17 protein-coding genes, 1 tRNA gene, 1 pseudogene and 1 riboswitch are annotated in these 16199 nt (G+C 48.4%); of the genes and pseudogenes, 13 read left to right on the top strand and 6 right to left on the bottom strand.

Features of this window, described 5'->3' with window-relative positions:
- Positions 1-8 precede the first annotated feature (8 nt).
- The 7 genes from GN278_15150 (at position 9) to GN278_15120 (ending at position 7719) form a co-directional block, all read left to right on the top strand.
- Positions 9-1355: an ATP-binding cassette domain-containing protein gene (locus tag GN278_15150; protein XAT61983.1), complete on the top strand. Its 1347-nt coding sequence runs from the start codon at positions 9-11 to the stop codon at positions 1353-1355.
- Positions 1356-2069: an ATP-binding cassette domain-containing protein gene (locus GN278_15145; protein XAT61982.1), complete on the top strand. Its 714-nt coding sequence runs from the start codon at positions 1356-1358 to the stop codon at positions 2067-2069.
- 3 nt (positions 2070-2072) lie between these two features.
- The gene (locus GN278_15140; GenBank protein XAT61981.1) at positions 2073-2951 is read left to right on the top strand and encodes a branched-chain amino acid ABC transporter permease; all 879 of its coding nucleotides are present in this window, start codon (positions 2073-2075) and stop codon (positions 2949-2951) included.
- Complete coding sequence (locus GN278_15135; protein ID XAT61980.1) at positions 2948-4069, top strand: branched-chain amino acid ABC transporter permease; 1122 nt, start codon at positions 2948-2950, stop codon at positions 4067-4069. The genes GN278_15140 and GN278_15135 overlap by 4 nt, the downstream gene beginning before the upstream one ends.
- A gap of 6 nt (positions 4070-4075) precedes the next feature.
- Positions 4076-5440, top strand: a complete 1365-nt coding sequence (locus GN278_15130; GenBank protein XAT61979.1) for a hypothetical protein — start codon at positions 4076-4078, stop codon at positions 5438-5440.
- A gap of 16 nt (positions 5441-5456) precedes the next feature.
- On the top strand, positions 5457-5693 hold the full coding sequence (locus tag GN278_15125; GenBank protein ID XAT61978.1) for a hypothetical protein: 237 nt from the start codon (positions 5457-5459) through the stop codon (positions 5691-5693).
- A gap of 835 nt (positions 5694-6528) precedes the next feature.
- Complete coding sequence (locus GN278_15120; protein XAT61977.1) at positions 6529-7719, top strand: YbfB/YjiJ family MFS transporter; 1191 nt, start codon at positions 6529-6531, stop codon at positions 7717-7719.
- A 53-nt stretch (positions 7720-7772) separates the two neighbouring features.
- Here the strand turns inward: GN278_15120 and GN278_15115 are convergent, their stop codons facing one another.
- Positions 7773-8366, bottom strand: coding sequence for a LysE family transporter (locus GN278_15115; protein XAT61976.1), 594 nt, complete (start codon positions 8364-8366; stop codon positions 7773-7775).
- 173 nt (positions 8367-8539) lie between these two features.
- Here GN278_15115 and GN278_15110 point away from each other — a divergent pair.
- Positions 8540-8740 (top strand): annotated as a pseudogene (locus GN278_15110) (IS6 family transposase).
- A 463-nt stretch (positions 8741-9203) separates the two neighbouring features.
- Here the strand turns inward: GN278_15110 and GN278_15105 are convergent.
- Entirely contained in the window at positions 9204-9557 is a 354-nt protein-coding gene (locus GN278_15105) for a hypothetical protein (protein XAT61975.1), read from the bottom strand.
- A gap of 143 nt (positions 9558-9700) precedes the next feature.
- Positions 9701-9776 (bottom strand) — tRNA-Lys (locus GN278_15100).
- Between the two features lie 81 nt (positions 9777-9857).
- On the opposite strand from GN278_15100, the gene GN278_15095 reads away from it, so the two are divergent.
- From GN278_15095 to GN278_15085, 3 genes are read left to right on the top strand one after another with little or no spacing between them, the layout of a single operon-like run.
- Positions 9858-10718, top strand: a complete 861-nt coding sequence (locus tag GN278_15095) for a diaminopimelate epimerase (GenBank protein ID XAT61974.1) — start codon at positions 9858-9860, stop codon at positions 10716-10718.
- A complete protein-coding gene (mtaB, locus tag GN278_15090; protein ID XAT61973.1) occupies positions 10715-11971 on the top strand; it encodes a tRNA (N(6)-L-threonylcarbamoyladenosine(37)-C(2))-methylthiotransferase MtaB in 1257 nt (418 codons plus the stop codon). The genes GN278_15095 and mtaB overlap by 4 nt, the downstream gene beginning before the upstream one ends.
- A gap of 27 nt (positions 11972-11998) precedes the next feature.
- On the top strand, positions 11999-12640 hold the full coding sequence (locus GN278_15085; GenBank protein XAT61972.1) for a glutathione S-transferase: 642 nt from the start codon (positions 11999-12001) through the stop codon (positions 12638-12640).
- Here GN278_15085 and GN278_15080 read toward each other — a convergent pair.
- The gene (locus tag GN278_15080; GenBank protein XAT61971.1) at positions 12637-13509 is read right to left on the bottom strand and encodes an EamA/RhaT family transporter; all 873 of its coding nucleotides are present in this window, start codon (positions 13507-13509) and stop codon (positions 12637-12639) included. The two genes, GN278_15085 and GN278_15080, sit on opposite strands and share 4 nt — an antisense overlap.
- Positions 13510-13543: 34 nt before the next feature.
- Positions 13544-13990 carry a 6,7-dimethyl-8-ribityllumazine synthase gene (locus GN278_15075; GenBank protein XAT61970.1) on the bottom strand — a complete coding sequence of 149 codons (447 nt, stop codon included), beginning with the start codon at positions 13988-13990 and terminating at the stop codon, positions 13544-13546.
- Positions 13991-14063: 73 nt separating this feature from the next.
- Positions 14064-14207: riboswitch (FMN riboswitch) on the bottom strand.
- A gap of 63 nt (positions 14208-14270) precedes the next feature.
- On the opposite strand from GN278_15075, the gene GN278_15070 reads away from it, so the two are divergent.
- A complete protein-coding gene (locus GN278_15070) occupies positions 14271-14888 on the top strand; it encodes an FMN-binding negative transcriptional regulator (protein XAT61969.1) in 618 nt (205 codons plus the stop codon).
- 9 nt (positions 14889-14897) lie between these two features.
- Here GN278_15070 and GN278_15065 read toward each other — a convergent pair whose 3' ends face one another.
- Positions 14898-15362 (bottom strand): DUF1203 domain-containing protein, encoded by a 465-nt coding sequence (locus tag GN278_15065; protein ID XAT61968.1) that lies wholly within the window; start codon positions 15360-15362, stop codon positions 14898-14900.
- A 224-nt stretch (positions 15363-15586) separates the two neighbouring features.
- On the opposite strand from GN278_15065, the gene GN278_15060 reads away from it, so the two are divergent.
- On the top strand, positions 15587-16192 hold the full coding sequence (locus GN278_15060) for a glutathione S-transferase (protein XAT61967.1): 606 nt from the start codon (positions 15587-15589) through the stop codon (positions 16190-16192).
- The last annotated feature ends 7 nt before the right edge of the window (positions 16193-16199 follow it).

The following is a 16199-nucleotide window of genomic DNA, read 5'->3' as shown; positions in this document are numbered from 1 at the left end:
ATTAAAAAATGCAAAGGCCCCTTAAAAGATTAACCAATCTGTCAAGTGACAGGTCTGTAGCCTATGCCTCTAAAGACAGCAATCCAGCTTTGTTGTCTGTGCGGCGGGTGACTAAGCTCTTTGGGGCCCTTGCAGCTGTAAATAAGATGAGTTTCGACATCAGCCACGGAACTGTCTTTGGGATTGGTGGGCCGAACGGTGCTGGAAAGACAACGATGTTTGATGTCATTTCCGGAATCCAACCTGCTGACAGCGGTGAGATTATTTTCGATGGTCAGGCAATAACAAAGAAAAAACCCCATGAAATTTGTCATGCTGGGATTGCAAGGACTTTTCAGTTGAACGCTGCTTTTGAAACGATGACAGTGTTAGAAAATGTGCTTATTTCTACCCATCACGGATGTGAGCCGCATGAAATACCCTCAGTTTTTTTCCACCGAAGCGAGCAACGAGATGCGATCGAGGCACTGGAGTTGGTAGGATTGAAAGACCAAATGAATGCAGTTGTCTCGGGCTTGTCATTGATGGAACAAAAGCTTTTAATGATAGCCTCTGCAATTGCGACCCGACCAAAGCTCTTGTTGCTGGATGAGCCGGTCGGTGGTTTGATCCCTCGCGAGATCAGCCATGTCGAAAGAGTCATTGGTTCTCTTACTGAAACACAGGGCATGTCGATTATTCTGATCGAGCATGTGATGCGGTTTTTGATCGGGTTGTCTGATGAAGTACTCATCATGAATTATGGTGAAAAACTATATCAAGGCAGCGCTGAGGGGCTAACTGAAGATGCAAAAGTGGTTGAGGTCTATTTGGGCGAAGGTGCTTCAGCCCAGTATACCAAAAAACCCAAGGGCGCAAAAGAAGGGAAGTCGCAAGTTGAATTGGCTCATTTAGGTGAAGATGAAGCTGATGATAAATGGTCCGAAGATGTTGAACGGGCATCACGCCAGCTTGTCAAAATGCATCGAACTGGAAGGCTTTACCCGATTGACTATCTGGTGCTGGAAAAATTACTACATAACCGTTCTTCTGATGAGAAGTTAACCAGGATTTCGCGTGCTGCTAGAGGGATGATGGACGCGCGTGCCAAAGGGGCACCGCTGGACCAGCATTTTGAACTTTTAGAACGCATGTTGAATGAGTCCCACAAGTCACGATCCATGGCTCCTAAACTGCAGAATATGGTAGATCTCGAGGAAAAACGCGCTGAGTTAATTGAAAAAGCAGCGCGGCGTGTACTTGCCGCCCAAGAAGGTGAAGCGCTGAGCGAAAAAGAGCTTAACGCACTGCGTGCCGCGTTGATGTGGAACATTGCTTTGAGAGATAACACCGCTGCAAAGGGGAGCAGTATATAAATGGCTAGCGCGATACAAGTTTCTAATCTGGCTGCTGGCTATGGGCGTAGGCAGGTATTGCACGACATATCATTAGATATCCAAGAAGGCCAATTTGTTGGTATTATCGGACCCAATGGGCATGGAAAATCCACCCTTTTGAAAGTGCTTTCAGGTCTTATAAATAAGACTTCTGGGCAAGTATTTATGGGAGGCATATCTATTGATGAGTTAACAGCTCATCAACGGGTTCAGCAGGGGCTTGTGCAAATACCGCAAGGTGATCTCGTATTTCCGGACATGACAGTTGAGGAAAACCTCTTAATGGGTGGATATCTCGCATCAAATAGAGATGAAATTGAACGCCGATTAGAAAAAATCTACGATTTGTTTCCCCGTCTGGTCGAGCGCCGACCTCAGATCGCGCGAACGCTTTCAGGCGGCGAGCGACGAATGTTGGGTATCGGTAGGGGATTGATGACAGAGGGGCAAATTATGTTGATCGATGAGCCTTCATTAGGGCTGGCCCCCAAAGTGATCGACATGGTTTATGATGTGTTGGCCAAACTACGAAACGGATCTCTCAGCGTATTGCTTGTGGAAGAAAACCCAATGCGTTTGCAGTCCATTGCTGATCGAATTTATTTGATGGATAATGGCGAGTTTGTTTGGAATGGCACGCCAGGTGAGCTGAGTAAAAACAGTGATTTAATCACGACATATTTGGGGGACTGATCTATGGATATTTTCCTGCAAATTATCATTAGTGGCATTTCACTGGGTGCCATGTATGCGGTCGGGACCATTGCATTATCCCTTTTGTGGGGGACAATGGGGATGATGAATTTGGCGCATGGCGGGTTTATCGCGCTTGGGGGTTATATTTCCTATTGGTGTATGACCGTTCTAGGGGCTAGTTGGCTATTCGCCCTGCCGTTGGCTTTGGGCGCAGGAATGTTAGCAGGGTACTTTATGTATCACTTGGTGGTGCGCTGGATGTTCGAACGCAAAGATTTCTCGGTTGACATCATAATTGCCACCGTGGCGATCTCATCGCTGGCAGAAAACGGATTTCTAAATATTGCAGGCCCTCAGGCAAAACGTCAGCCTTTCACCCTTTCTGGGGGACTTAGAATAAGTGAGGTTGTTTTGCCCTATCAAACTATTTTGACTGTTTTTGTTGCTATTGTTCTGATGGTTGTGGTCTTTTTTATTGTGAATCGAACCAAACTTGGCATTGTAATCCGAGCCGTGTCACAACAGCAGACAGCCTCGCAATTGATGGGTGTGGACGTCCGCTCTACATTTGCCAAATCAATGATGTTGGCAGGCGGCATTGCTGCTATCTCCGGCGTGCTGGTGACCGGTGCGACAGGACTTTTCCCTTCTGTTGGCTTTGATACGACAATCAAAGCACTGGTGATTTGTATTATTGCTGGCCTTGGAAATTTGAGAAGTGCAATATTTATGGCCTTTGTGCTCGGCCTGTTTGAGGTTGGCGTTCAATACATCTTTGGCCAGCGTTATGGCTTTCCGGCAATGCTTGGCTTGGTGATTGTGCTGCTGATAATCCGCCCCTATGGCCTATTTGGTGAAGAAACGGCAGAAAGGGTATGAATATCTCGGCAGAAAACTCAAAGCGACGTGCAATCTGGCGTGATTTCTGGATCGGATTCGTGTTTGTTGTTATCGCGCTTCTTATCCCGGCCTTTAGCCCTGGCAATTATATCCTCTCTCAGATCACTTTGTTTTTTATCTGGGCTGCCGTAGTCACTCAATGGAACTTAGTTTTCGGTGTTGCAGGTGTATATTCACTTGCTCAAATGGCAGTTTTTGCAGTGGGTGGATATGCCACCGGCATGATGGGCCTTTATGCAGGATGGAACCTATGGGCAGCCCTTCCTGTTGGTGCTTTGGCTGCAGTTATTGCAAGCTTTTTAATTGGGGCGGCTAATCTTCGATTGCGTGGGCCTTATGTTGCGATCATGACACTGGCAATTGCTCAGGTGATTTACGCTTTAATTGTGACCGATGTTGAGTGCTATATTTATAAAGGTAAGTTGTGTCTGAATTTTACAGGTGGAGCCAAAGGTCTCATCCAATATGGCGACTTTGGCTTCAAAGAACTTTTGGGCTTTAAGTACCGAGTTTTGGGGGATTACTACCTAGGATTTGTTTTGATGCTGCTGGGGATGTTATTTTCGCTCTTCATTATTTACGGGCCTTTAGGCACTACGTTCCGTGCACTTCGTGACAATCGCATTTGCGCAGAGGCGCGAGGGGTTGACCGCGTTCGCAATCAACTTTTGGTTTTTGCGCTTTCAGGCATTTTCACCGGACTAGCCGGCGGTGTCTATGCGGGAATTCAACGAACATTTGGGCCAAATGTTCTTTCCCCAACGCTGCTGTTGTTCTTGCTATCGATGATGGTTGTTGGAGGGCGCGGCACCAAATGGGGCCCGATACTAGGGGCAGGCGTTTTAATGCTTGTTGATACTATCTTGAGGGACTTTGGACAAATTCGCGTTGCTGGTCTATCGTTAATAATCCTTTTGGTGATGATCTTTTTGCCGCGAGGTTTAGTCGGGCTTGTGGCTGATATATTCAGTTGGAGACCGCAAAGCCGATGGGAAGTTCCAGGTAAGAGTAACGATACTTCTACGAACTTCCGCGAATACCAACGGCTTAGGAACCCGAAAAAAACACCGTTCGGTGCAGCGCGGAATAGCGGGTGAATTGCCATGGAAAATGAAATGAGCCTATTTCTTTCTTTGATTTCCGAAGGCTTTAGAGTGATTGCCCTTACCTTAGCGCTGATGGCTCCATTGGGGTTGGCTGTTGCGGCCATGGGGAGTGGCCGATTTCGCAACCGTTTTTCCAATTTGGGCTGGATGATATTGCAGTTTCCATATGTTTTTGTGTTGGTTTACCTTATTGGATGGATGTTCTCGTTTGCATTTTCGGCGGGGCCAGGGTTCACTGGTGGCTTTCAATCTGCATGGCACGCAGTGCCTTGGGCAGATTTTCTGGGCCCCGGATTCCATCAAACAGAAACCGGTACGTACCGCTTAGAAAATCAAGATTTCATTCGTTTTGCGGTGCTGGGTTGGTTTGGCAGCGTTATTGTGGCCGGCTCAATATTGGAGCGAATAAAACTCGGTGGGCTTTTGTTACTGACCACCGTGTTGGTCGGATTTTTCCTTCCAGTGGCCGTCGGGTGGGGTTGGTCAGAAAATGGCTGGATGGTAGTATTGATGGGATACCATGATCCAACAGGTATTGTTACGACAGCCACACTTTGCGGTGGTTTTGCTTTGGGTGTGTTAAGGGTACTTGGGCCTCGCATTGGCAGTTGGAATGACAAAGGGCAAATAATCGCGATTGCACCTCACAGTTTTGGTATGGTTCTTACCGGACATTTGCTATTCTTTTTGGGCTTAGTGGGTTTTAGCCTAGCGGGTTTAAACTTGATTTCACCCGTCCAATTGGGTGAGATTACCGAGCTTCTATCAACGACGATCTATGGTGCGCCTGCCGATCCCGCAGGTATGTTTGTAAATTTATTGGCGGCGATCACGGGCGGGCTTTTGATCGGTACGATCCTAACCAATGCGGATATCTGCAAAACGGTGACCTTGGCGCTGGCGGGTTTGGTGGGAACTCTGCCGGTAATAGATTTTTTCAATCCCTTACTGACCTTGGGCTTCGCAATGTTCTTGACATGGGCCTGCCGCAATGCTCGGGAATGGCTTGAACGAAAATTCTGTCTAGATGATGTAACAGGATCTGTCGCATTTTTTGGGTTTTCAGGCTTTTGGGGGCTGGTTGTCTCGGGGTTTCTGTTATGGGGAAGTCCTGTGACGATTGACCCAGAAACAGTCCATATCAACCCTTTTGGCAATACAACGGCAGCCATGATCCTGTTTTGGGTTTTAGGGTTCATTCCGGGATATATTTCTGCGCGCGTTCTAAGTTTTGCAGAGGGCTTGCGACTTGATCAAACTACAGAATTGGCAGGTCGGGATCTAACTTATCTACGTGAAGCTGAAGAAAGTGCGACCTCTGCTTATGAACTTGAAGATCAATTTATTCGTGAGAACCTGTAGGAAAGGAACTAAACAAATGGCAATTGGTCCGGTGAGTGACTGGAATTCAGGCCTTTCTGATATTGGCTCTGTTGCGCCAATACTTGGGGCTGAGGGTCTGTGGGCTGGTGCAGTATTCGTATTTAGTATTTGGTTTGTAATCGCATGCTATCGTATTGGAAATCAACATGAATCTGAGCTGTCTCAAGAATTCTCCAACGTGGATATACTACGTAATCTACTTGCATTTATGGAAGGGCAAGAAAAAAATTGAGAGGCAGGATTAAGTAAATTTGAAGAGGAGGCGTGCATATTCTTTAAAAAATTTGAAATTTAATTTCTTGGCACCTAAAGGCTCACATCTCTTGATGGTGGGTCCATTTAAAGGTTTTTGAACGAAAATTTTAGATTTTTTCGAAGATGATTAGGGAGGTCCTATCAAATGTGGCATATTTATTTCCGTAGCTTACTTTTAGGCTCCTCGAACAAGCGAGATTAGCCACAATTATAGGGAAGTGTTGGGGCGCAAATGGTAAAAAAACACTGTTTCCCAAGGTGTCCAAAGCGAGGTTTTTTCGAAGGTTGTCTGGCCATTTGCAATTGCGGAAACTTTGTTATGGGCGACATATTTTTATTCTTTTCCCGCATTATTAACCAAATGGGAACAAGAGTTATTAACCACATGGGAACAAGAGTTGGGGTTTTCCAAAACAGAGCTGACTGGGGCCTTCACGCTATCCAATCAACTTTCATTCCGCTATTTCAAGAACAGTCCAGAGATCATCCAGCTAGCGAGAAAGATACAAATAAACCCCTACCATTTAAACGCTTCTGATGTTCAAGCTCGTCGGACTGAGAGCACCGTGGGATGGCTTCAACCGACCGCCATCGTGTTGACGGGAAATTTACACAGAAAACAAAACTGAAAAAGCAACGTGGCAGCTGCGATAGCGGCAAAAGCGTGGGTTGATGAATGCTTCAAGCTGTGTGAGGCTTCCTGTTGAAGGGCAACCGCTACTAACGCTGAGGCTTTAAACCCAATTAAGGTTGGTTAGTGTGGAAAAACAGATTTTGGAAAAGCAAATTGCTTTTCTTGAAAGTCGATACAGATGGATAAGCGCTTGGACAAAAAATACACCAAAGAATGGTTCATTTTGCTGGGCTTGCTACTTGGAGTTACCGTCACTAACGGCTTTGCTCGGTTTGCTTATGGATTGCTGCTTCCGGCGATACAGACGGAAATGGATTGGAATTATGCGCAAGCTGGTTGGCTCAGCACGGTCAATGCGCTTGGGTATATTGTGGGAGCGATCTCAACCATGTTTCTGGTTCAGAAATTCGCCTCAGAAAAGCTCTTTGCCTTTGGTCTCATAACTACGTCCATCGTTCTTTTAATGACAGGGGTATTGCCAACTTTAGAAGCTCAGTACGCGCTTCGTTTTCTGGCAGGTACATTTGGTGCAGTTTCATTTTCGACAGCAGGTGCGCTTGCGTCTGGGCTTTTCAAAGAAAATGCACGGTTAAATGCTCTTTCCATTGCCATTTTGTTTGGCACCGGTGGCGGTTTGGGAATTATTCTTTCCGGAGCATTTATTCCCATTTTGATTGATGTCGTTGGGAACGGTGCGTGGCCAATGTGTTGGATCATTATTGGGCTGTTTAGTATGGTTTTCACGCCATTCGGCATTTGGTCAGCACTGCAAATTGAAAGTTCAAAACCAAGTAGGTTAACCCGTAGTGAATTCCGACTTTTAAAAATGCTACCTGAATTAGTTGGCTATGCGTGTTTTGGCTTTGGATATATTGTTTATCTTACATTTTTGTCAGCATGGATGACCGCCCAGTCGATAGACGCAACCATGATCACCGCCATTTGGGTAATACTTGGACTATGTATTTGCATTTCACCTTTTCTATGGAGACCCATTTTTGCTAGATTTGGAAATGGTATTCCATTGGCCATGGTTTTGAGTAGCATTGCATTCGGTTCGGTGGTTCCATTGCTGTCTCCAGCATTTTCTATTTTGATATTATCTGCCGTCATTTTTGGGTCTTCGGTGTTCATGGCCCCAGGGGCTATAACAAATTTCACACGGAAAAACCTGCCCCAAGAAATGTGGGCCTATTCTATAAGTATTTTTACAGTTCTGTTTGCTATTTCCCAAACTCTTGGCCCTTACGTTGCTGGATTAATTGGTGACTATTTTGACAATATAGGAATGGGTTTGGTTACGGCGTTTATAATTTTGCTCTTGGGTGCGCTGGTTTCACTTTCTCAAAAAGAGCTGAACAAAAATTAATATCGTTCAATTGACGAGCCCCTGTGTCACCCCAAAACACTTAAAATTCTCAGTTAGATCGATAAAACTGACCATACGGACATGCCGACGACCGCCACGAGGCATAGTGCCATAAATATGTTGATGCGCTTTTGCGTTTTTTCTGGAAGGTTCAGCGCATTCAGTTTGCAGCCAGCGTAAAGCCAGCATAGGTGGATAGAAATCCAGATTGCGTTCATAGTGATGAGTTTGAGGCCTGTTTCCATGACAAAACTATCGGGATAAAAAGCGAAGCCTGTAAAAAATGTTGTATGCACCGCGTAAGCTTTGGGATTGATAAACTGCAGTGTCATGCCGTTCACAAATCCCGGCGCATTTATTTGGATAAAAGAAATTTTTGATCCAGCCAGAGCGATCCGCAACGCTAGGTATCCCAAATACCCCGCAGAAACTAATAATAGAAGCGTGCGAATAATTGGTTCAGCTAAAATAATTGCAGCTAACCCTGTTATCACTGCGACGCTAACTAGAAAATGTCCTGCGAACAGACCAGTCATATACCGCAGACCATGTTGCCAACCGAATGCTGCTCCTACCCCGGCAAGTGATAATACTCCAGGTCCGGGCGTGATGAACATCAAAAGTGAAACAATTGCAAAAGCGAGCATTAAATCTCTTTAAAGAAATTTTACAAACATACAATCAGACCGGTCGAAGGGTTGGTTCGATACACCCATCAAACCCACCTTCAGATCGACTATCAGATGGCTTTAGGGTTCAAAACGGCTCTGTCAGAATAAACCGCCTTGCCCCAATAGGCCCGGCAATTAGCTATGCGGCTATGCCCAATCAACTTTCATTCCGCTATTTCAAAACCAGTCCAGAGATTATCCAGCTTGCAGTCATGCTTTGTGTGAGATTTCCACTTTCACTGAGAAACGTAGAAGGCTTGCTTCATGAATGCAGGGTGGACGTAAGTTATGAACCTGCCCGGTACTGGTGGCGCTGGTTTGGCCCTAAAGTCACAAGCGAGATCAAAAAGCTTCTTTTTGTGGCTAAGGATCGCTTTCGGGACCGCTTTTTTAAAAATGCGCCTTTCACGTTTAATAAACCTTACCGCGCTCTTTTGAGCCAACTTATGACTGTTTCCATTCGAGTACAGAGGAATAGCCTCGGGTAGGCTGTTAGCTTATGCTGAATATACTATTTTTTTCTTTATCGAATATTCGGACCAAATTTAGTTTTTCCTCAAAAATGGCCGAAACGCTTTTGCTTGATGATTCAGCGGCCTCTAGAAGTTCATAATAGCAATTGATACAGACTTCTCTTTCTTTATTTTTGACTATCAACCGGGTCGTAACAATTGGCTCATGCTTGAAATCGGGATGTGGGTTATGTGTTCGCTCGCAAAAAAGGCAAGACGCGGTGGCACAATTATATTGAAACTTTGGCCTATTCATTCACCTAAAAATTCCCGTCCCACACGCGTCATACAAAAATGCAGCCTAGACAAACCTCGCAAAAGTATCATTGGCAACACAATCAGCTCCAAGTCGTTCCCCGCAAGGAATTCCATTTAAGAGCTTTAGGCAAATGGGGAACAGATTGGCCAAACTCTCTACCATGGTCTTAGCACCTGCAACACGGTTGAAAAGTGTAATCTTCCTTGCCAATGTGAGGTAGAATGAAAAATGTAATTGGCCAGAACTATTTAAAGATTTTTCAACACTAAGATCATTATATTTTTCTAATGCATAGGCAGAGAGCTTTGCCCTGTAATAAAGTAAATGCGGGCTACGAATGACGGGGCGTAAATTCGGTCTAGGCATGACTTTCTGGATAACTATGCCAAAATCCAATTACCACCAACGACAAATCTTAACGATGATCAAGAGCATTCACTCTATTGCTTATAAACCACTGACCTGAAAAAAAATGTAGCCCCAGTGTAGCCCCAAAAACAAAAGGCTCAGCGTGGTTTTCGCTAAGCCTTATATTTTAGTGGTGAGCCGTGCAGGATTCGAACCTGCGACCCACTGATTAAAAGTCAGTTGCTCTACCAACTGAGCTAACGGCCCACTAGGCGGCCTATCTAGAAACAGATGCACCCGCGGTCAACCCCAAAAACTTAAAGAAAACACACCAATCTATGGATTCCTATGCATTGGCAGGATATAGGCTCACCCATGGTTGATCCAATCCACATATCACTGCCGTTTATGAAAATGCATGGGCTTGGCAATGACTTTGTTGTCATCGATGCCCGCAGCGCAAAAATGGCCCTAAGCCCGCAGCTGATTTGCGCGCTTGCCGACCGCCATCGCGGGGTGGGGTTTGATCAGCTTGCGGTGATGAAAACCGGCGATGTAGATGCGCATTTGGATTTTTTCAACGCTGATGGGTCAAGCTCGGCCGCTTGCGGCAATGCCACCCGCTGCGTGGCCCGCTATATCATGCAGGAAACAGAAAAAAGCGAACTGGTGTTAAGCACGGGCCATGGACGGCTGATCGCACGCGATGCTGGTGATGGATTGACCGCCGTTAATATGGGCCCGCCAGAGTTGGACTGGGATAAAATACCGCTCGCAGAGCCGGTGGATACCCTCAACCTTGCGATTAAGGGCGATCCTGTCGCCACCGGAATGGGCAACCCGCATTGCACCTTTTTCGTGCCTGATGCGGAAGCAATTGATTTAAGCCAAAGCGCTGCCCCGATTGAACATCACCCGCTGTTTCCGCAGCGCACAAATGTTCAGTTTGCCTCACTTGTTGCACCTAATCACCTGCGTATGCGGGTCTGGGAACGTGGTGTGGGTGTGACATTGGCCTCGGGCTCGTCCTCTTGCGCGACAGCTGTGGCCGCGACTCGCCGTGGGCTGACAGGCCGATCTGTTAAAATAGACCTTGATGGCGGCCGCCTCTGGGTTGACTGGCGCTCTGACGGTGTTTGGATGACCGGCCCAACACAACATGTATTTTCCGGCGTGCTGACCACAGAATTCCTGCAGAGCATAGCATGACCAAAGCGCCAAAATTTTCCACTTTGGGCTGCCGATTAAACGCCTATGAAACCGCCGCGATGCAGGAGCTTGCAGCCGAGGCCGGTCTGAGCGATCTGGTGGTGGTCAATACCTGTGCTGTGACCTCTGAGGCGGTGCGCAAATCACGCCGTGAAATTCGCCGCCTGCAGCGCGAAAACCCAACATCAAAAATTGTGGTGACTGGCTGCGCTGCCCAAATTGACCCGCAAAGCTTTGCCGAAATGGATGGCGTTAGTGCGGTTCTGGGCAACAGCGAAAAAATGCAATCGGAAGTCTGGCAAAGCCTCGCCGCAGATTTTATCGGTGAGGCAGAGAAAATCCGCGTGGATGACATTATGTCGGTGCGTGAGACGGCTGGTCATCTGATCGACGGGTTTGGCACCCGCGCGCGTGCCTATGTGCAAGTGCAAAACGGCTGCGACCATCGCTGCACCTTTTGTATTATCCCTTACGGGCGCGGCAATTCACGCTCTGTGGCCGCAGGCGTTGTGGTCGATCAGATAAAGCGCCTGGTTGATCGCGGTTATAATGAGGTGGTGCTCACCGGGGTTGATCTAACCAGCTGGGGCGCTGATTTGCCTGCAACCCCAAAACTGGGTGATCTGGTGATGCGGATTTTAAAACTGATCCCCGATTTGCCGCGGCTGCGCATCAGCAGCATTGATAGTATTGAGGTGGACGAGAACCTGATGCAGGCCATCGCGACCGAACCGCGGCTGATGCCGCATCTTCACCTGAGCCTGCAGCATGGCGACGATCTGATCCTGAAACGGATGAAACGCCGGCATTTTCGTGATGATGCCATCCGGTTTTGCGAAACCGCCCAAAAGCTGCGCCCCGATATGACCTTTGGTGCCGATATCATTGCAGGCTTTCCCACGGAAACCGAGGCGCATTTTGAAAACAGCCTCAAACTGGTGGGCGACTGTGATCTGACTTGGCTGCATATCTTTCCCTATTCCCCACGTCAGGGAACGCCGGCGGCCCGGATGCCGCAGGTCGGCGGCACTGATATCAAATCCCGCGCGGCCCGCCTGCGTGCAGCAGGCACAAAGCAGGTTGCAAAACATCTTGCCGCCCAAGTGGGTCATACCCACGCTGTGCTGATGGAAAACCCTCATATGGGCCGCACCGAACAGTTTAGTGAAGTGGCCTTCAAAACGCCCCAGCCCGTTGGCAAAATTGTCCCCGTAGCCATCACCGGCTATTCCGATATCCAACTCACCGCCTAGATTTTTTCTTCGTCAAAAATACTCAAAATGTCCAAGCCCATCCTTTATAGCTTCCGCCGATGCCCCTATGCCATTCGGGCACGCCTAGCGCTTCAAATCACAGGTCTCAAAACCGAGCTGCGCGAAATTGTTTTGCGCGATAAAGCCCCCGAATTTCTGGCTGCATCGCCCTCACAAACGGTGCCGGCGTTGGTTCTGGGCGATCAGGTGATCGACGAAAGTCTGGATATAATGAAATGGGCCTTGCAGCAAAACGATCCGGGCCATTGGCTTGATATGCCGAGCGTTGGGCATGCGCTGATTGCCGAAGCGGATGGCCCGTTTAAAGTGGCGCTTGACCGGACCAAATACGCCAGCCGCTATCCGGGCGAAGATAAATTCGACCACCGCGCCCGCGCGGCGGAATTTCTTTATCAGTTGGACCAGAGGCTGCAGCAGGGGTATCTTTTCGGCCCAAACTCCTCACTTGCGGATATGGCTATCCTGCCGTTTGTGCGCCAATTCGCCTTTATCGACAAAGACTGGTTCGATGCCCAAGACTGGCCAGACCTCAAGCGCTGGCTTGAGGCTTTTTTGGCCTCTGGGCTCTTTCTGGCCGTGATGGGTAAATATCCAAAATGGCAGGCCGGCGATGCGGCGACGATCTTTCCAGCCAGTGCCAATATCTAAGCTGAACGGACCTGTTTCACCGCAAGGGACAGAGCTGCAAAGGCAATCACAAAGATGCCAAACAAGCCAAGCCTGTTTGGTACAAAGCCAAAAACCATAACATCAATGGCCAGTGCCCAGATAATCGCAGTGTAATCAAAAGGTCCAAGCACGGAGATATCGCTGCGTTTGACCGCCTCATTAGAAATCACATGCCCAAGGCCGCCCAAAAGACCGGCAAACATTAAATACCGATGCGCCTCATCCCCAAGGGCACCCCATCCAAACGGCAGGGTCGCAAGACCGCCGAGCATGGTGATCACTGAAAACGACAAAGCGATCAACGCGGCGCTGTCCTTGACTGAGAGCTGCTTTACGAAAACGCGGGTAAACGCCATCGTCAAGGCAAAGCCCAAACCGGCCGCTATACCGATAAAACTGGCAATTGGCATGTCGCCAGTGTCCAACTCAGCAAAGCTGATCATAAGCACACCACTAAAGCCTAAAAAACTGGCAAAAAGCACCATCTTTGTGATTTTTTCTGCCAAAAACACCGCCGCCAAAGGCAGGACTAAAATGGGCGCTAGAAACCCAAGCGATGTTGCATAGGAAATGTTCAGATGAGCAAGGCATAGGAAATGCAAAGCCATTGCCACAAGGCCCATTAACCCCCTTAGAACATGCCCAAAGGGTTGGTTTGTTTTCAAACTATGCCGCAAGGGACCCAGTACCCTTGCATACATAACAATCACCGGAAGCGACCAGAGCGAGCGCCAAAAAATAGCTTGGCCAAGGGTTGCTTGCTTTAGGGCCTCATGCACAAGGGCCGACATCACCACCAAAAGACCGGCGGCAGAAATACGAAGAAGAATGGCGTTAAGCTGGCTCATAAAATAATATCTAAAATTTATGAGCCAACGCTACTCAGGCCGCTTTGTCTTGTAAACCCGTGCGTGACTCAATGATGCTGAGCGCTGCAACCGCAGCCTCGCGGCCTTTTTCAACGAAATGCGCCTTGTATATGGCATTGTGGTGTTCTGTTTCCTGATAGTGGTGTGGGGTTAAGGAAACCGAAAGCACCGGCACATCCGTGTCTAGCCCCACCTGCATCAATCCGTCCACCACAGATTGCGCGACAAAATCATGGCGGTAAATTCCGCCGTCGACCACAAAAGCTGCGCAGGCAATGGCGCTATAGCGGCCGGTGATGGCAAGCTTTTTGGCCATCAGCGGCATTTCAAAGGCCCCGGGGACATCAAAAACATCCACATGCTCGTGGGGGATTAATTTTAAAAATCCTGCCAAAGCCTGATCTACAATATCGGCGTGCCAGCCGGCTTTGACAAAGGCGTATCGGGTGTGTGTCATCATCTTTCTCCTTTGGTTCAACAACACGTCACCCAAGGCGCAAGACAATGACAAAGGCGCGTAAAACGCCCTTTATCACTGCTCTCTTTCATCCGGACTATGACCGTCGGCTCTGGCGTTTCACCAGATCTGCTGACACCCTAAAAGGGCCGCTCGTGGGCTCATGGGACGATGCCCATATACCACCGGTGGGGAATTTCGCCCCGCCCTGAGAACACTTTTAGGTTGTCACATTCAAACCCCTCTGACAAGGTCAAATGCGACAGAGCCAAAGAGGTTTGCGATGCATCCCAACCCAGTTTTTCGAAAAACCGATACGCGCCGCAGTTTGGATTTTGCGCGCCAAACGGGCTTTGGGCATCTTATGGTGGTTCTAGATGACATGCCGCTGGTCAGCCATATTCCTTTTTTGCTTGATGAAGCGCAGGGCGAGGTTGAGCTGCATCTGGTGCGTTCAAACCCGATGGCGCGGCTTTTGAAATCCGGCGCGCGCCCGGCCAAACTCGCCGTCACCGGGCCGCATGGCTATATTTCCCCCGATTGGTACGGGGTGAAAGATCAAGTGCCCACATGGAATTATGTGGCCGTGCATTTATCCGGTAGCCTGTCTTTGCAGCCGCAGGAAAATATCCGCGCTGTGATTGATCGCTTAGCAGAGGAATTCGAGGCCCGTCTGGCCCCTAAACCGGTCTGGAAAAGCACCAAAATGACGCCGGATGTTTTGGATAAAATGATGCGCCAGATCGTGCCCTGCCGCCTAAGTATTGAGGACATTCAAAGCACATGGAAATTAGGCCAGAACAAACCCGACACAGCGCGTTTGGGCGCGGCGGATCAGGTAGAAGCGGATACCGTCGGCTCTGATACCGCGATGCTGGCAGCCTATATGCGGCAGGCGTAGGTCCAACCTTCACCGCCTAACGGCGCGCGCGAGCCAGCAATTATTCCGCGCGGAACGTATATCGACAAAGGCGGCGTTGGTGTCGTCGAGCAGCGCAGCAGCTCGTTGCTCAATACTATCGCTCGGTACAATAGACCCGCTACCATATATAATGCGTTCTTTTGTATTATACGCTTTCATAAGAAAATCTGGCGAGTCTGCAAAAATACTCGGAATGTTTGGTCCCTTAAATGCCTTGCAACTGTTGCTACAAAGAAAAATTGGACCGGTCTCGGCATAGGCGTGCAAACCTGAAAACGGACGATAGGCGCAAACAATCATCTTTTGCTGCACCGGTATATTTTGCAGGCAATGCCTGCAGGGCGAGGATTTACTTTCATTTATCTTAGTTTCAACGGGCCTGTCGTATGCATCCCTTCCTTCAAGCTGCAATTGGCGGGCTTGATCGGTTGGCATCCCAAGAAATTTTATCACGGCTTTGGCTCCATTTGTTTACGTGTTTGGCCAACAATAGATCAATACAAAGGTGCAACGACCCGAAACATGCGCAAAAGTAATACTCGAAAGTCATTGTACATTTGAGCCATCGCGGGTCAGAAAATGGCAAATAAAACTGGCCAGAGGGACGCTAAGCCAGTAGATTTTTGCACAGTCGCGATACAGACGCGATACTGACGCGAAACAGACAGGTAAAATTCATGAAACTCATCTTCTCACCGGCTTCTCCTTTCGTTCGAAAAGTGCGTGTTGTGATCGACGAAAGCGGGCTGACAGATCAGGTAATACCCATGCCCGTTCAGACCACGCCGCTGGCCACAGATCCGGCGGCGCGCAGTGCAAATCCACTGGGTAAAATTCCGGTTTTGGTTTTGGATGATGGTAAATCCCTGTTCGATAGCCGGGTTATATGTCGGTATTTAAACGATATTTCAAGCGCTGGGCTCTATCCTGCTGAGCGGATTTGGGATGTCTTAACGCTTGAGGCACTGGCAGATGGCATCATGGATGCCGCTGTTTTAATGGTCTACGAAGCGCGCTTAAGAGACGAAGAAAACCGGTCAGTGACCTGGGTCAATGCCCAATGGGAAAAAATAACCCATGCGCTGGACGCGCTAGAGCTCCAAAAGTTCGCCGCGATGCAAGGCGATCTAAACATCGCCCAACTCGCCACCGCCTGCGCCCTAGATTATCTTGACTTTCGTCATGGCGCACGTGATTGGCGCAAAGGCCGTGCGGCCTTGGATAAATGGCACAGCCAAATGGCGCGAAGAACTTCGTTAAAGACAACTTTACCGTCAGGTTAAACCCGCA

This window comes from Rhodobacteraceae bacterium Araon29 (assembly GCA_039640505.1).
Taxonomy (GTDB): domain Bacteria; phylum Pseudomonadota; class Alphaproteobacteria; order Rhodobacterales; family Rhodobacteraceae; genus CABZJG01.
The sequence above is the reverse complement of the archived record's forward strand: the minus strand, read 5'-3'. Positions and strand labels throughout refer to the sequence as shown.